A 15,282-nucleotide genomic window follows, 5' to 3' on the forward strand; every position below is an offset into this window, starting at 1 on the left:
GCGTACAAAATAAGTTTAATTTATAAAATAAATTTCATTACACCCAGACAAGCATCGAAAGTTATATTTTATTTTGTCCATTGATGTCATTGATCCAATCCATGATTTACTCACACTGAGGCGGATAAATATTAACCAATAATACGCAAGCCGGGCAATAAACACAATTTAAATAAGGTTAAACATGGGCAAATAGTGCTTATAAGTTCTTAATAATTTTTCAAATGATCTTGTTTATTGCAGAAAAAACTATGCGAGTTTAATCAATATTATTGCTGCGATATTTTAGGATAATTTAGTGTTATAACCACCCGGCAAACGACTGCTTTTAATCATTCCTTGATGTAGTTTCTGCCATTCTAATGTTAGACGTGATAAAGGACACAATGTGAAAACTTTCGGAAAGGTCTGGCTCGTTGGCGCCGGTCCCGGTGATATATCGTTACTCACCCTCAAAGCAATGATGTGCATTAAGCAGGCCGATGTCATTATTTACGACAGGCTGGTCAATCCTAAAATTTTGGAATGGGCGGCACCTGATTGCCAGCTCATCAATGTCGGCAAAAATCCGGGCTTTCATTGTGTGCCACAGGATGAAATCAACGCGCTGCTGGTCCAGTATGCTGAAACCCATCACCATATCGTGCGCTTAAAAGGCGGCGATCCTTACGTGTTTGGCCGGGGGGCTGAAGAAGTTGAGGATCTCGTGGAAATCGGCATACCTTTTGAAGTCGTACCCGGCATCAGTTCCACTATTGGCGGCCTGACCTGCGCCGGTATTCCAGTCACGCATCGCGATTATGCTTCAGGATTTCACGTGGTCACCGGTCATACGCGTGAAGGAAATCAGCAGCAGGACTGGCGTCAGCTGGCCAAACTCAACGGTACGCTGGTTATCGTGATGGGGATCGCCAATCTGGCGTTTATTTGTGAAGAGTTGCTCATGGGGGGAAAATCTGCCGACACCCCCGCCGCTATTATCATGTCTGCTACGCGGGAGAATCAGCGCCGACTGACTTGTACATTGGGGTCATTACTGAACAAAGCGCAGGAAGCGAACATCGTGCCACCCGCGCTGATCGTTATCGGTGAGGTTGTGACCCTAAGCGACAGACTGTCTTTTATTCCTGAAGCCCTCACGCTACCGGAAAGCCTCTACTGCGAAAGTCTCGCGTGACGAAAAGACTGGGGTGACGTTTGATGCGCCGCCCGGAAAACACGGCAAAAGTAACTGGTTTGCGCGTACTGAAGTTTCCGGGCAATGCTGTCTATTGAATGCACAGGATCATGCAATAACTCGCCAGCTTTTTGCATTTTCTTCTGATTCACCCATGTTTTAAAATTCACTCCCTGACGTTTCTTAAAGAAGCGGCTAAAATAGTTAGCGCTCAAACAAACATGCGCTGCCACGGATTCAAGAGATAGCTCACTATATAAATTCTCATCAATATAACGTAGCGCTTCCATGAGTTTCTTTTCATGCCGGGAAAGCTCAGTAAAATAAATCTGCGGGGTACTTACTTTAGGATTATTAACCATTTCATCTACCGTATCCTTTTGTTCATAATTATTAACAATAAAGTTCAGTAAGTTTGCCGACGCGGTCAATATATTATTATCCACAACAATCACGCGTTCCCATGCAGCCTTTATTTCAGGGTCGCTCATCCATTGTGATTGCTCATCTATAACTATTGTTTTATATTCCTGATATTTGGCTCGTACTTGGCCACAGATAATAAAACCGCAAAGATTCCCTTCATTAATGAGTGGCATTGAGAAGAGGCTTAATCCTGCATAACAGCAGAGTATTCTTGGTTTTAGCTGTTTTAACCCTTCAAAAGCGCAATACTTATCACACTTTTGACAACTCGCTCGGTACTGTTCATTGGTACGCATGAGTGTACAGAATGCGTTAAAATTATGGCAATCCGATATCACCTTGCCTGTAACATCAATCACTACCGTCGCTAATCCTGTCGCTCTGGCAAAAACATCGGCGATGGAGAAAAAACACTGTAAGTCGTCATCCTTAATTTTCAGCGGCACGCCATCCTCCGGCAATGTTGATATTAAAGCCGGTAATATGCAGAATTTAGTCTAAAGAAAGAATGATGCTGACCGCAAAAAATAATCTCATTTGTGAAGATGATTGTGATCAAATTTCAAGATGGTGGATTGCAGAAAATAAAAAAGGCCATCATCAGATGGCCAACCATGTCGAAACGGGAACAGCCCTTGACCATATTGATAGTCAGGGCTGTTTTTTTACTTATTACTTAATCACGGTCTTCAGCGCTTCGCCGATATCAGCCAGGCTGCGTACGGTTTTCACACCAGCGGCTTCCAGTGCAGCGAACTTCTCATCCGCCGTCCCTTTACCACCAGAGATAATCGCGCCCGCATGGCCCATACGTTTGCCTTTCGGCGCGGTCACGCCAGCGATGTAGCCGACAACCGGTTTGGTCACATGATCTTTAATGTAGGCTGCGGCTTCTTCTTCCGCGCTGCCGCCGATCTCACCGATCATGACAATCGCTTCGGTTTGCGGATCTTCCTGGAACAGCTTCAGAATGTCGATAAAGTTAGAACCAGGGATTGGATCCCCACCGATGCCCACACAGGTGGACTGGCCGAAACCGTAGTCAGTGGTCTGCTTAACCGCTTCATAGGTCAGCGTACCGGAACGGGAAACGATGCCCACTTTGCCCGGTTTGTGAATGTGACCCGGCATGATACCGATTTTGCATTCGCCCGGGGTGATAACGCCTGGGCAGTTCGGGCCAATCATACGCACGCCTGCTTCATCCAGCGCCACTTTCACGGTCAGCATATCCAGCGTCGGAATACCTTCGGTGATGGTGATGATCAGTTTGATGCCCGCGTTGACAGCTTCCAGAATGGAGTCTTTGCAGAACGGTGCCGGTACGTAGATAACTGACGCAGTCGCGCCGGTCGCTTCTACCGCTTCACGTACGGTGTTGAACACCGGCAGACCCAGATGGGTGGTGCCGCCTTTGCCCGGCGTAACGCCACCGACCATTTGTGTACCGTAAGCAATCGCTTGTTCTGAGTGGAATGTCCCCTGGCTGCCGGTGAAGCCCTGGCAGATTACCTTGGTATCTTTATTAATTAAAACGGACATTATTTCCCCTCCACTGCGGCAACAACCTGCTGAGCTGCATCCGTCAGACTTTTCGCTGCAATAATATTCAGGCCGCTGTCAGCCAATTTTTTCGCGCCGAGTTCGGCATTGTTGCCTTCCAGACGGACAACAACAGGTACGTTAACGCCCACTTCCGCTACCGCGCCGATGATACCGTCAGCGATCAGGTCGCAACGTACGATACCGCCGAAGATGTTAACCAGAACGGCTTTAACATTGTCGTCAGAAAGGATGATTTTGAACGCTTCGGTCACGCGCTCTTTGGTCGCGCCGCCGCCAACGTCGAGGAAGTTAGCCGGTTCGCCGCCGTGCAGCTTAACGATGTCCATGGTGCCCATCGCCAAGCCCGCGCCGTTAACCATGCAACCGATGTTGCCATCCAGCGCAACGTAGTTCAGCTCCCACTGTGCTGCCTGCGCTTCACGCGGATCTTCCTGAGACTGGTCGCGCATTTCGCGCAGGTCAGCCTGGCGGAACAGTGCGTTGCCGTCAGCACCCAGTTTGCCGTCGAGGCAAATCAGGTCGCCTTGCTTGGTGACAACCAACGGGTTGATTTCGATCAGCGCCAGGTCACGCTCAAGGAAGATGGTCGCCAGACCCATAAAGATTTTGGTGAACTGCTGAACCTGTTTACCTTCCAGACCCAGTTTGAATGCCAGCTCACGTCCCTGATACGGCATTGGGCCCGCCAGCGGATCCAGTGCGACTTTGTGGATCAGGTGCGGGGTTTCTTCCGCGACTTTTTCGATTTCCACGCCGCCTTCGGTAGAGGCCATAAAGACCACGCGACGGGAGCTACGGTCAACCACAGCGCCGAGGTAAAGTTCTTTACCAATATCGGTCGCAGCTTCAACCAGAATCTGATTTACCGGTTGGCCATTGGCGTCCGTCTGGTAAGTGACCAGACGTTTACCCAGCCAGTGTTCAGCAAAAGCGCGAATGTCTTCTTTGCTGTTAACGACCTTCACACCGCCCGCTTTACCGCGGCCACCAGCGTGAACCTGACATTTTACTACCCATGGACCTGCGCCGATTTTAGAGGCAGCTTCTTCGGCTTCACGCGGAGTAGTACAGGCATAACCCACCGGTGCCGGTAAGCCATAGCGGGCAAAAAGTTGTTTTGCCTGATATTCATGTAAGTTCATGTGTTCTGTCCATCCTTCAGGTAATCGTTATCTTATAACCCGTAGGCCTGATAAGGCCGCAGACCTACGGGGCAGGTGATACTCTTTATAGTTACACGTCTAACAGCAGACGCGTTGGATCTTCCAGCAACTCTTTAATGGTCACCAGGAAGCCCACTGACTCACGACCATCGATCAGACGGTGGTCATAAGACAGCGCCAGATACATCATCGGCAGGATTTCAACCTTGCCGTCTACCGCCATCGGCCTGTCTTTGATGGCATGCATACCCAGGATGGCGCTCTGCGGCGGGTTGATGATCGGCGTAGACATCAAGGAACCGAACACACCACCGTTAGTGATAGTGAAGTTCCCGCCCGTCAGATCCTCGACCGTCAACTTGCCGTCGCGACCTTTCACTGCCAGTTCTTTGATATTTTTCTCGATGTCAGCCATACCCAGCAGGTCAACATTGCGCAGAACCGGAGTCACCAGGCCGCGCGGCGTAGAGACCGCCATGCTGACATCAAAGTAGTTGTGATACACCACGTCATCGCCATCGATAGAGGCGTTGACTTCCGGGAAGCGTTTCAGCGCTTCAACCACGGCTTTCACGTAGAACGACATAAAGCCCAGACGGATACCGTGACGTTTTTCAAACGCATCACCGTACTGCTTACGCAGATCCATGATTGGCTTCATGTTGACTTCGTTGAAGGTCGTCAGCATCGCGGTGGAGTTTTTCGCTTCCAGCAGACGCTCGGCCACGCGTTTACGCAGACGGGTCATCGGAACACGTTTCTCACCACGCGCACCCAGTGCAGGTTGAGCGGCAGGTGCGGCTGCCGGTGCTTTGGCTTCCGCTTTCGCTGCCGGAGCTTTAGCCAGATGTTTTTCAACATCTTCACGAGTGATGCGGCCGCCGACGCCGGTACCATTAATGGCGCTGGCTTCGAGGTTATGCTCACCCAGCAGGCGACGAATCGCCGGGCTCAGGGCATCGTTATTCTGCTCGGAGAGCGAGGCCTGCTGGCGCTGCGCCGGAGTAGAATCTTTTTCTTCAGACTTGGCGCTGGTCTCTTTCCCGGCGCTGTTACCTTCACGCAGGCGACCGAGGATCTGGCGAGACGTGACGGTTGTCCCTTCATCTTCCAGAACCGCATCAAGAATACCGTCCGCTGATGCCGGTACTTCCAGTACCACTTTGTCAGTTTCGATTTCTACCAGCACTTCATCGCGCTTAACGCTATCGCCCGGTTTTTTATGCCAGGTCGCTACGGTTGCGTCAGCCACAGATTCAGGCAGGTCGGGAACAAGAATATCTACGCTACTCATTATTTATCCTTTATTTAATCGACGTTCAGCGCGTCATTTACCAGATCTTGTTGCTGCTTCTGGTGAACGGACATATATCCTACTGCCGGTGAGGCAGAGGCCGGGCGACCTGCGTAACGCAGAGCAGACCCAAATGGAATCACTTCACGGAAATGGTGCTGGCTGCAGTACCATGCGCCCTGGTTGAGCGGCTCTTCCTGGCACCAGACAAAATCATGTACGTGAGCGTACTGTTTTAACACGTCCTGCATCGCTTTATGCGGGAACGGATAAAGCTGTTCGATGCGCACAATGGCAACATCTTTCTGACCATTCTTGCGGCGTTGCTCCAGCAGGTCGTAATAAACCTTACCAGAACACATTACAACGCGCTTCACGCCTTTCGGATCCAGTTCATCAATCTCGCCAATGGCTGGCAGGAACGCACCGTTAGCCAGTTCGTCCAGCGTGGACACCGCCAGCGGATGACGCAGCAATGACTTCGGTGACATCACCACCAGTGGACGGCGCATACCGCGCAGCGCCTGACGACGCAGCATGTGGTACACCTGAGCCGGGGTAGACGGGACGCAAACCTGCATGTTCTGCTCGGCGCAGAGTTGTAGATAACGTTCCAGACGCGCGGAAGAGTGCTCCGGACCCTGACCTTCATAGCCGTGCGGCAGCAGCATCACCAGACCACACATGCGGCCCCATTTCTGCTCGCCAGAGGAGATGAACTGGTCGATAACCACCTGTGCGCCGTTGGCGAAGTCGCCAAACTGTGCTTCCCAGATGGTCAGCGTGCGCGGCTCAGCCGTGGCGTAGCCGTATTCAAATGCCAGCACCGCTTCTTCAGACAGAACGGAGTCCCATACGCGGAACGTGCCCTGACCGTTATGCACGTGCTGCAATGGGGTGTAGGTTGAACCGTTCGCCTGGTTGTGGATCACCGCATGGCGGTGGAAGAAGGTCCCGCGACCAGAGTCTTCACCCGACAGACGAACCGGAATGCCTTCGTCTACCAGCGTGGCGTAGGCCAGATTCTCAGCGCCACCCCAGTCGAACAGCTTCTCGCCGGCAGCCATTGACTGACGGTCACCGTAAATCTTGGCGACGCGCGACTGCATTTCAACCGCTTCAGGTACGGTACTGATGCGTTTTGCCAGTTCCTGCAAACGCTTCATTTCAACCTTGCTCGGGTAGTTCTCATCCCAATCGTGGTTAAGGTACGGTGACCAGGTGAAGGAGTGCATGTTCATTGGACGCCACTCTTTCACCACGCATTCACCCGCATCTAACGCATCACGATACAGGTTGACCATTTCGGTCGCGTCTTCCAGCGTAACAACTTTATCGGTTTCCAGTTTGTCAGCGTAGATTTTGCGCGGCGTCGGGTGTTTTTTGATTTTCTGATACATCAGCGGCTGGGTTGCGCTCGGCTCGTCGGCTTCGTTATGGCCGTGACGGCGGTAGCACACCAGATCAATGAACACATCGCGTTTAAAGGTATTACGGAAATCCAGCGCCAGACGCGTCACGAAAGCGACCGCTTCCGGGTCATCCGCATTGACGTGGAAAATCGGCGCCATCACCATCTTACCAATGTCGGTGCAATACGGCGTGGAACGCGCATCCAGTGGGTTAGAGGTGGTGAATCCGACCTGGTTGTTGATAACGATACGAACGGTGCCGCCGACTTCGTAGCCGCGCGCTTTCGACATGTTCAGGGTTTCCTGAACCACGCCCTGCCCGGTTACCGCTGCGTCACCGTGAATGGTGATCGGCAGAACTTTATTGCTGCTCGGCTCATCCAGTCTGTCCAGACGCGCACGAACGGAACCGATAACCACCGGGCTGACGATTTCCAGGTGCGACGGGTTAAACGCCAGCGCCAGGTGAACGAGACCGCCTTCGGTTTCGATATCCGATGAGAAGCCCATGTGGTACTTCACGTCACCGGTACCGAGGTGTTCTTTATGTTTGCCCGCAAATTCGTCGAACAGTTCTTGTGGACGTTTACCCAGCACGTTCACCAGCACGTTCAAACGACCACGGTGCGCCATGCCCAGAACCACTTCACGCGTGCCGCTGTTGCCGGCATGGCGAATCATCTCTTTGAGCATCGGAATTAACGCATCGCCGCCTTCCAGCGAGAAGCGTTTAGCACCCGGGAACTTGGCCCCCAGGTAGCGCTCCAGACCTTCAGCTGCGGTCAGTTCACTGAGGAAACGTTTTTTCTCTTCGCCACTGAACGCCGCGCGACCGGATTCGATACGCTGTTGAAGCCAGCGTTTCTCTTCGGTGCTGGTGATGTGCATGTACTCGGCGCCAATCGGGCCGCAGTAAGTTTGCTTCAGTGCTTCCAGTAACTCGCCCAGCTTCATCGTATCTTTGCCACCGGCAAAAGAACCGACGTTAAAGCTTTCCTGAAGATCGGCTTCGGTCAGATCGTGGAAAGACGGATCCAGATCGGCCACGTTTTCTTGCTGCCACAGTCCCAGCGGATCGAGATTCGCATGCTGATGGCCGCGGAAACGGTATGCGTTGATGAGCTGCAGGACTTTAACCTGCTTCACATTGGCATCAGGGTCGGAAATAGAAGAAGAGTAACGTGGGGTAGCCAACGCCTGACGACGGAAATAATCACGCGTTTTTGAATGGAGTTGATCCGGTTTGACTCCGGTACCAGGTAACTGCTGGAACGTCGAACGCCAGTTAGCATCTACCGAGTCAGGGTCGGTTAAGAAGTCTTCATAGAGCTGTTCTATCCAACTCTGGTTCGAACCAGAGAGGTAAGAAGAGTCCAACCAGGCTTTCAAAGCGCTGTTCTGCATCGTGATCCCTTAAGCATCTTTTCTGCTTATTTAATACTCTAAATAGTTCACGTTTCAGGAAGGCGGCAAGCTTGCGAATCCCTGGGAGCTTACAGCCAGTAAGTGACCGGGGTGAGCAAGTGCAGCCAACGCACATGCAACCTGAACTATGACGAGCATTTCGCCGTGGATACTACCACGCATACGCGTATGCGTGCCGGGGTTCACTTGCGAGCTCTTTTTGTTTGGCTCGCGAAGGAACCTTTAAAAACTGTCAGAGATAAGAGGCAGTTTTTAGAGGTTTCCTGCATTAACGATTTGCCTGATGGCGCTTCACTTATCAGGCCTACAGGATTGTACCTGTAGGCCTGATAAGACGTTTACGTCGCCATCCGGCAACAACGACTTATGCACTACGCTTCAGCAGCATCGACTTAATATGGCCGATAGCGCGCGTCGGGTTCAGCCCCTTAGGACATACACTGACGCAGTTCATGATGCTATGGCAGCGGAATACGCTGAAAGCGTCACTTAAACCTTCCAGGCGACTGTCGGTCTCGGTATCGCGACTGTCAATCAGGAAGCGATACGCAGCCAGCAGACCCGCCGGGCCAACAAACTTGTCCGGATTCCACCAGAATGACGGGCAGGACGTTGAGCAGCATGCACATAAAATACATTCATACAGCCCATCGAGCTTCTCACGCTGCTCAGGCATTTGTAAATGCTCACGAGCCGGTGGATTTTTCCCATTATTCAACAAGTAAGGTTTAATCTTCTCATACTGTGCGTAGAATTGCCCCATGTCTACCACCAAATCGCGCACCACCGGTAAACCCGGCAACGGGCGGATGACAATTTTTTTGCCCGGCTGATTCAGCGCAGAAATAGGTGTGATACAGGCCAGACCATTTTTGCCGTTCATGTTCAGGCCGTCGGAGCCACAAACGCCTTCACGGCAAGAGCGACGGAACGACAGTGACGGGTCTTTTTCCTTCAGCTGCATCAACGCATCCAGCAGCATCATGTCGCGACCTTCTTCCGCTTCCAGGGTGTAATCCTGCATATGCGGAGCATCGTCTACGTCCGGGTTATAACGATAAACTGAAAACTCGAGTTTCATTGTCCTGTCTCCGCATTAATAAGTACGAATCTTCGGCGGGAATGCCGGGCGCAGTTTCGGTTCCATGTTGACCTGACGTCGTGTCATGGATTCCGATTCTGGCAGGTACAGGGAATGGCACAGCCAGTTTTCATCGTCACGTTCCGGGAAGTCGAAGCGGCTATGCGCGCCACGGCTTTCGGTACGGAAGTTTGCAGACACCGCCGTGGCGTAAGCAGTTTCCATCAGGTTATCCAACTCCAGACACTCAACGCGCTGGGTGTTGAACTCGCTGGAGGTATCATCCAGACGGGCATTTTTCAGGCGCTCACGAATCACCTTCAGCTCTTCAAGACCCTTCGCCATCGCGTCACCTTCACGGAATACCGAGAAGTTATGCTGCATACATTCCTGCAGCGCTTTACGGATGACCACAGGATCTTCGCCGTCACGGTTGCCGTTCCAGCGGTTCAGTCGTTCCAGAGAAGCATCAATCTCGTCTTCTGTTGCATCGCGAAGGTCACCCTGCTCGGCGATAGATTCCTGCAGATGCAGACCCACCGCACGACCGAACACCACCAGATCCAGCAGCGAGTTGCCGCCCAGACGGTTGGCGCCGTGAACCGATACGCAGGCGATTTCGCCCACCGCAAACAGCCCAGGAATCACTACGTCTTCGCCCTGCTCGTTCACGGTCAGCGCCTGGCCGGTCACTTTGGTCGGCACGCCGCCCATCATGTAGTGGCAGGTTGGGATAACCGGAATAGGTTCTTTCACCGGGTCAACGTGAGCAAAGGTACGGGAGAGTTCAAGGATGCCCGGCAGACGGGACTCAAGAACCTCTTTACCCAGATGGTCGAGTTTCAGCTTGGCGTGTGGGCCCCATGGACCGTCACAGCCACGACCTTCACGGATTTCGATCATGATAGAACGCGCCACCACGTCACGACCCGCCAGGTCTTTCGCATTCGGGGCATAACGCTCCATAAAGCGCTCGCCGTGTTTGTTCAGCAGGTAACCGCCTTCACCACGGCAACCTTCAGTGACCAGAACCCCTGCCCCGGCGATACCGGTTGGGTGGAACTGCCACATTTCCATATCCTGCACCGGTACACCGGCACGGATTGCCATGCCAACGCCGTCACCGGTATTGATATGCGCGTTGGTGGTGGACTGGTAAATACGGCCTGCGCCGCCGGTCGCCAGCACGGTGGCGCGGGCTTTGAAGTAAACCACTTCACCGGTTTCGATACACAGGGCGGTACAGCCGACCACTGCGCCATCGGCGTTTTTCACCAGATCCAGCGCGTACCACTCAGAGAAAATGGTGGTATGGTTTTTCAGGTTCTGCTGATACAGCGTGTGCAACAGCGCATGACCGGTACGGTCAGCTGCTGCTGCAGTACGTGCCGCCTGCTCGCCGCCGAAGTTTTTCGACTGGCCACCAAACGGACGTTGATAGATAGTGCCATCGTCAAGACGCGAGAACGGCAGGCCCATATGGTCCAGTTCCAGAATCGCTTCCGGGCCGGTCTTACACATATATTCAATCGCGTCCTGGTCACCAATGTAATCCGACCCTTTAACGGTGTCGTACATGTGCCATTCCCAGTTATCTTCATGGGTATTACCGAGCGCAACGGTGATGCCACCCTGCGCGGAAACGGTATGGGAACGGGTTGGGAACACTTTGGAGAGCAGCGCACAGGTCTGGCCGCTCTGGGAAATTTGCAGCGCCGCGCGCATACCTGCGCCACCGGCACCAATCACAACAGCATCAAATTCTCTGACTGGCAGTTTCATTACACACCCCACACCACAACGAATCCATAAATGACGTAAACCACCAGTGCAACGACAATCGCCAGTTGCAGAATCAGGCGCACGGCCAGTGGTTTAACGTAGTCGGTCAACACCTGCCACATGCCGATCCAGGCATGAATCAAGATAGAAAACAGTGCCAGCAGGGTGAAGACTTTGGTGAATGCCGATGAGAAGAAACCGGTCCAGATTTCCCAGGTCAGCGTGCCACTGGTGGCGAAGAAGCCGACCATATAGATGATGTATAACGTCAGAACGATAGCGGTAGCACGGACCAGAATGAAGTCATGTACGCCGTTGCGTCCTAATGCGGAGGCGTTGCTTACCATACGAGGACTCCTGCGAGAAGTGAAAGCACGACAATGATAACAAAAGAAATTTTGGCAGAACGCGTCCCTGCTTCGAGGGTTTCTTCGATGTAGCCAAAATCCATCAACAGATGGCGAATGCCCATGACGGCGTGGTAGGCCAGCGCTATCAGAATTCCCCACAGAATTAACTCCACAAAGAAGTTATTCATAATGGAAGACGCCGCGAGGAAACCTTCAGGGGAGGAAAGGCTGGTACCCAATAACCACAACAGTATCCCGACCGCCACGAAGGTGATCACTCCAGATACGCGATGGAGAATGGACGCTATCGCCGTGATTGGGAACCGAATCGTTTGCAGATCCAGATTGACAGGTCTTTGTTTTTTCACATTTCTTATCATGAATAACGCCCACATGCTGTTCTTATTATTCCCTTTAGACTTCGGGTACAGAAGATGAAGACTCCTGTTGCCTGAAAGACGACGGGATTTCCTTCCTCCGGTCTGCGTGCGGGTCAGACAGCGTCCTTACTATAACTACGCGTCATATAAAACACTGCTTCCAGTTGCTAAAACGACACGTTACAACGCTGGTTGGCTCGGGATTGCAGGGTATTCCGGAGACCTGGCGGCAGTATAGGACGTTCACAAAATCATTACAATTAACCTACATATAGTTTGTCGGGTTTTATCCCGAACAGTGACATAGGTCACGATAACAACATTATTTTAATTTTTAATCATCTGATTTGACAATCATTAAACAAACTTGTTACAAACGACACCAGAAAAAGCATATAATGCGTAAAAGTTATGGGGTCACTCTTTCACCGATGAGTAAGTTATGTAACAGTGTGGAAAGGTTGACCAATGAATTCAGGACAGTTATTAGTGTAGACAGGTTTAATAATTCGGATTGCTAAGTTGTTGATTTGTTGCTAATTCACCATGAGTTAACTGATTTACCTGCAAGCGCCCATTGCTCTGTACCCTGGTTTTCTCCTCTTCGCAGAGCGGCGAGCCGAATAACAAAGTGGTAACGGTTAATTGATGAGTTGAAACAGATCTCACCTGAGTAGTCTTAAGCAATAAGGCGCTAAGGAGACCGTAAATGGCTGATACTAAAGCAAAACTCACTCTAAACGGTGATATTGCTATCGAACTGGATGTGCTAAAAGGCACGCTCGGTCAGGACGTTATTGATATTCGTAGCCTTGGCTCAAAAGGCATGTTTACTTTTGACCCAGGTTTCACCTCTACCGCATCCTGCGAATCCAAAATTACGTTCATCGACGGTGACGAAGGTATTTTGCTGCATCGCGGCTTCCCGATTGACCAGTTGGCAACCGAATCTAACTATCTGGAAGTGTGTTATATCCTGCTGTACGGTGAAAAACCGACGCAGGAAGAGTACGACGAGTTCAAAACCACGGTCACTCGCCATACCATGATCCACGAGCAGATCACCCGTCTGTTCCACGGTTTCCGCCGCGACTCCCACCCGATGGCCGTGATGTGCGGTGTCACCGGGGCGCTGGCTGCGTTCTACCACGATTCTCTGGACGTGAATAATCCGCGCCATCGTGAAATTGCCGCCTTCCGTCTGCTGTCCAAAATGCCGACCATGGCCGCAATGTGCTACAAATACTCCATCGGCCAGCCGTTTGTTTACCCGCGCAATGATCTGTCTTACGCCGGTAACTTCCTGAACATGATGTTCTCCACGCCGTGCGAAAAATACGAAGTGAATCCGATCCTGGAACGCGCAATGGACCGTATTCTGATCCTGCACGCCGACCACGAACAGAACGCCTCAACCTCTACCGTACGTACCGCGGGCTCTTCCGGCGCTAACCCGTTTGCCTGTATCGCTGCCGGTATTGCTTCCCTGTGGGGACCGGCACACGGCGGCGCAAACGAAGCTGCACTGAAGATGCTGGAAGAAATCAGCTCGGTTAAACACATTCCAGAATTTGTGCGCCGCGCGAAAGACAAAAATGACTCTTTCCGCCTGATGGGCTTTGGTCACCGTGTTTACAAAAACTATGACCCGCGCGCCACCGTGATGCGTGAAACCTGCCATGAAGTGCTGAAAGAACTGGGCACTAAAGATGATCTGCTGGAAGTGGCGATGGAGCTTGAGCACATCGCGCTGAACGACCCGTACTTCATCGAGAAGAAACTGTACCCGAACGTCGACTTCTACTCCGGTATCATTCTGAAAGCGATGGGCATTCCGTCTTCCATGTTCACCGTAATCTTTGCCATGGCGCGTACCGTTGGCTGGATTGCTCACTGGAACGAAATGCACACCGACGGCATGAAAATCGCCCGTCCTCGTCAGCTGTACACCGGCTACGACAAGCGCGACTTTAAGGCTGATATTAAGCGCTAATTCTCTGCCGGATGGCGCTATCGCTTATCCGGCCTACGTTTTTATTTCCGTAGGCCGGATAATCCGCATCTTGCTATGCCCGGCACATTCTTTCTTTTTCTTGACTCCCGTTGTTTTCATCCAGCTTTCTCTATGATTTACTGAGTGTTACTTAATGATACTCAGGAGCATGGGATGCCTGTTTTGCAGTGGGCCGCATTGTTTGTGCTGTCATTACTTCTTTCCCTGCTCTTTCTGTTTATCCATCTCCCTGGCCCCCTGCTGCTCGGGTCGATGATCGTCGGCATCATCTTCAGTATGCGCGGCATCACGCTGCATCCACCTCGCTGTACCTTTCTTGCTGCGCAGGCCATTCTCGGCTGTATGATTGCGCAAAATCTCACCGGCTCCATTTTTACAACGCTGGCGGCACACTGGCCGGTGGTGATTGCCATCCTGCTGGCGACACTTATCTCCAGCACCGCAATAGGCTGGCTGTTGGTTCGCTACAGTAAGCTGCCGGGCAATACCGGCGCGTGGGGATCTTCACCCGGCGGTGCGGCGGCAATGGTTGCGATGGCCCAGGAATATGGCGCCGATATCCGTCTGGTGGCGTTTATGCAGTATCTGCGCGTGCTATTGGTGGTTGGCGCTGCGGCACTGGTCACCCGACTGGTAATGGGCGATCGGGCGCAAGCGGTCAGCGAGCAAATGGTCTGGTTTCCGCCGCTGAGCAGCAATTTGTTCAGCACCCTGTTGCTGGCCGTGGCGGCTGGTACTGCCGGACGCTTACTGCGTATACCTTCAGGCGTGATGCTGCTGCCGATGCTGGCTGGCGCGCTGCTGAACGCAGGCGGCGTGATGGTGATTGAACTGCCGGAATGGCTGCTGGCGATAGCCTATATGGCCATCGGTTGGCAAATTGGTCTCGGTTTTGACAAGCAGATCTTTTTTATGGCGCTGCGCCCGTTGCCGCAGATCCTGTTGTCCATTTGTTCACTGATGGCGATTTGCGCCGCTATGGCCTGGGGACTGGCGCATTACATGCAGATAGATTTTCTCACTGCCTATCTGGCGACCAGCCCAGGCGGAGTGGACTCCGTCGCGGTGATTGCCGCAGGAAGCCACGCCGATATGGCGCTGATCATGGCAATGCAAACCCTGCGGCTGTTCAGCATTTTGCTCACCGGGCCGGCCATCGCCCGCTTTATCTCGGCACATGCGCCGAGAAAACCGCCGTCTTAACGCGGGGCG

General features: G+C 52.3%; 12 protein-coding genes. 3 read left to right on the plus strand and 9 right to left on the minus strand.

Annotated features, from left to right (window positions below; all coding sequences use genetic code 11):
* The first annotated feature begins 388 nt into the window (after positions 1–388).
* On the plus strand, positions 389–1,177 hold the full coding sequence (gene cobA / locus FDW88_RS08975; RefSeq protein WP_135912379.1) for a uroporphyrinogen-III C-methyltransferase: 789 nt from the start codon (positions 389–391) through the stop codon (positions 1,175–1,177).
* On the opposite strand, the gene FDW88_RS08980 is transcribed toward cobA, so the two are convergent.
* The 9 genes from FDW88_RS08980 to sdhC form a co-directional block, all read right to left on the minus strand.
* Positions 1,156–2,049 carry a PocR ligand-binding domain-containing protein gene (locus FDW88_RS08980; protein WP_137362414.1) on the minus strand — a complete coding sequence of 298 codons (894 nt, stop codon included), beginning with the start codon at positions 2,047–2,049 and terminating at the stop codon, positions 1,156–1,158. The genes cobA and FDW88_RS08980 overlap by 22 nt on opposite strands.
* A gap of 226 nt (positions 2,050–2,275) precedes the next feature.
* Positions 2,276–3,145, minus strand: coding sequence for a succinate--CoA ligase subunit alpha (gene sucD, locus FDW88_RS08985; protein ID WP_115259045.1), 870 nt, complete (start codon positions 3,143–3,145; stop codon positions 2,276–2,278).
* Positions 3,145–4,311, minus strand: coding sequence for an ADP-forming succinate--CoA ligase subunit beta (gene sucC / locus FDW88_RS08990; RefSeq protein ID WP_096757838.1), 1,167 nt, complete (start codon positions 4,309–4,311; stop codon positions 3,145–3,147). The genes sucD and sucC overlap by 1 nt, the downstream gene beginning before the upstream one ends.
* A 91-nt stretch (positions 4,312–4,402) precedes the next feature.
* Entirely contained in the window at positions 4,403–5,626 is a 1,224-nt protein-coding gene (gene odhB / locus FDW88_RS08995; protein ID WP_117342254.1) for a 2-oxoglutarate dehydrogenase complex dihydrolipoyllysine-residue succinyltransferase, read from the minus strand.
* 14 nt (positions 5,627–5,640) lie between these two features.
* Positions 5,641–8,442, minus strand: a complete 2,802-nt coding sequence (gene sucA, locus FDW88_RS09000) for a 2-oxoglutarate dehydrogenase E1 component (RefSeq protein ID WP_117342253.1) — start codon at positions 8,440–8,442, stop codon at positions 5,641–5,643.
* Positions 8,443–8,827: 385 nt separating this feature from the next.
* Positions 8,828–9,544, minus strand: a complete 717-nt coding sequence (gene sdhB / locus FDW88_RS09005; protein ID WP_115259048.1) for a succinate dehydrogenase iron-sulfur subunit SdhB — start codon at positions 9,542–9,544, stop codon at positions 8,828–8,830.
* 15 nt (positions 9,545–9,559) lie between these two features.
* Positions 9,560–11,326: a succinate dehydrogenase flavoprotein subunit gene (gene sdhA, locus FDW88_RS09010; protein ID WP_115259049.1), complete on the minus strand. Its 1,767-nt coding sequence runs from the start codon at positions 11,324–11,326 to the stop codon at positions 9,560–9,562.
* Entirely contained in the window at positions 11,326–11,673 is a 348-nt protein-coding gene (gene sdhD / locus FDW88_RS09015) for a succinate dehydrogenase membrane anchor subunit (protein WP_115259050.1), read from the minus strand. Before sdhD ends, sdhA begins: the two co-directional genes overlap by 1 nt.
* Positions 11,667–12,071: a succinate dehydrogenase cytochrome b556 subunit gene (gene sdhC, locus FDW88_RS09020; protein ID WP_161959010.1), complete on the minus strand. Its 405-nt coding sequence runs from the start codon at positions 12,069–12,071 to the stop codon at positions 11,667–11,669. Before sdhC ends, sdhD begins: the two co-directional genes overlap by 7 nt.
* 694 nt (positions 12,072–12,765) lie before the next feature.
* Here sdhC and FDW88_RS09025 point away from each other — a divergent pair.
* Positions 12,766–14,049 carry a citrate synthase gene (locus FDW88_RS09025; RefSeq protein WP_096757844.1) on the plus strand — a complete coding sequence of 428 codons (1,284 nt, stop codon included), beginning with the start codon at positions 12,766–12,768 and terminating at the stop codon, positions 14,047–14,049.
* A gap of 174 nt (positions 14,050–14,223) precedes the next feature.
* Positions 14,224–15,273 carry an AbrB family transcriptional regulator gene (locus tag FDW88_RS09030; protein ID WP_137362415.1) on the plus strand — a complete coding sequence of 350 codons (1,050 nt, stop codon included), beginning with the start codon at positions 14,224–14,226 and terminating at the stop codon, positions 15,271–15,273.
* Positions 15,274–15,282 lie beyond the last annotated feature (9 nt).

The sequence above is a fragment of the Citrobacter sp. wls829 genome (assembly GCF_005280825.1).
In the GTDB taxonomy this organism is placed as follows: Bacteria; Pseudomonadota; Gammaproteobacteria; order Enterobacterales; family Enterobacteriaceae; genus Citrobacter; species Citrobacter gillenii.

Excerpts from the sequence above, each read along its gene's own strand:
- sucA (WP_117342253.1), bottom strand. The coding sequence starts at position 8,442 with ATGCAGAACAGCGCTTTGAAAGCCTGGTTGGACTCTTCTTACCTCTCT.
- sdhC (WP_161959010.1), bottom strand. The coding sequence starts at position 12,071 with ATGTGGGCGTTATTCATGATAAGAAATGTGAAAAAACAAAGACCTGTC.
- FDW88_RS09025 (WP_096757844.1), top strand. The coding sequence starts at position 12,766 with ATGGCTGATACTAAAGCAAAACTCACTCTAAACGGTGATATTGCTATC.
- odhB (WP_117342254.1), bottom strand. The coding sequence starts at position 5,626 with ATGAGTAGCGTAGATATTCTTGTTCCCGACCTGCCTGAATCTGTGGCT.
- sdhA (WP_115259049.1), bottom strand. The coding sequence starts at position 11,326 with ATGAAACTGCCAGTCAGAGAATTTGATGCTGTTGTGATTGGTGCCGGT.
- sdhD (WP_115259050.1), bottom strand. The coding sequence starts at position 11,673 with ATGGTAAGCAACGCCTCCGCATTAGGACGCAACGGCGTACATGACTTC.
- sucD (WP_115259045.1), bottom strand. The coding sequence starts at position 3,145 with ATGTCCGTTTTAATTAATAAAGATACCAAGGTAATCTGCCAGGGCTTC.
- sdhB (WP_115259048.1), bottom strand. The coding sequence starts at position 9,544 with ATGAAACTCGAGTTTTCAGTTTATCGTTATAACCCGGACGTAGACGAT.
- sucC (WP_096757838.1), bottom strand. The coding sequence starts at position 4,311 with ATGAACTTACATGAATATCAGGCAAAACAACTTTTTGCCCGCTATGGC.
- FDW88_RS09030 (WP_137362415.1), top strand. The coding sequence starts at position 14,224 with ATGCCTGTTTTGCAGTGGGCCGCATTGTTTGTGCTGTCATTACTTCTT.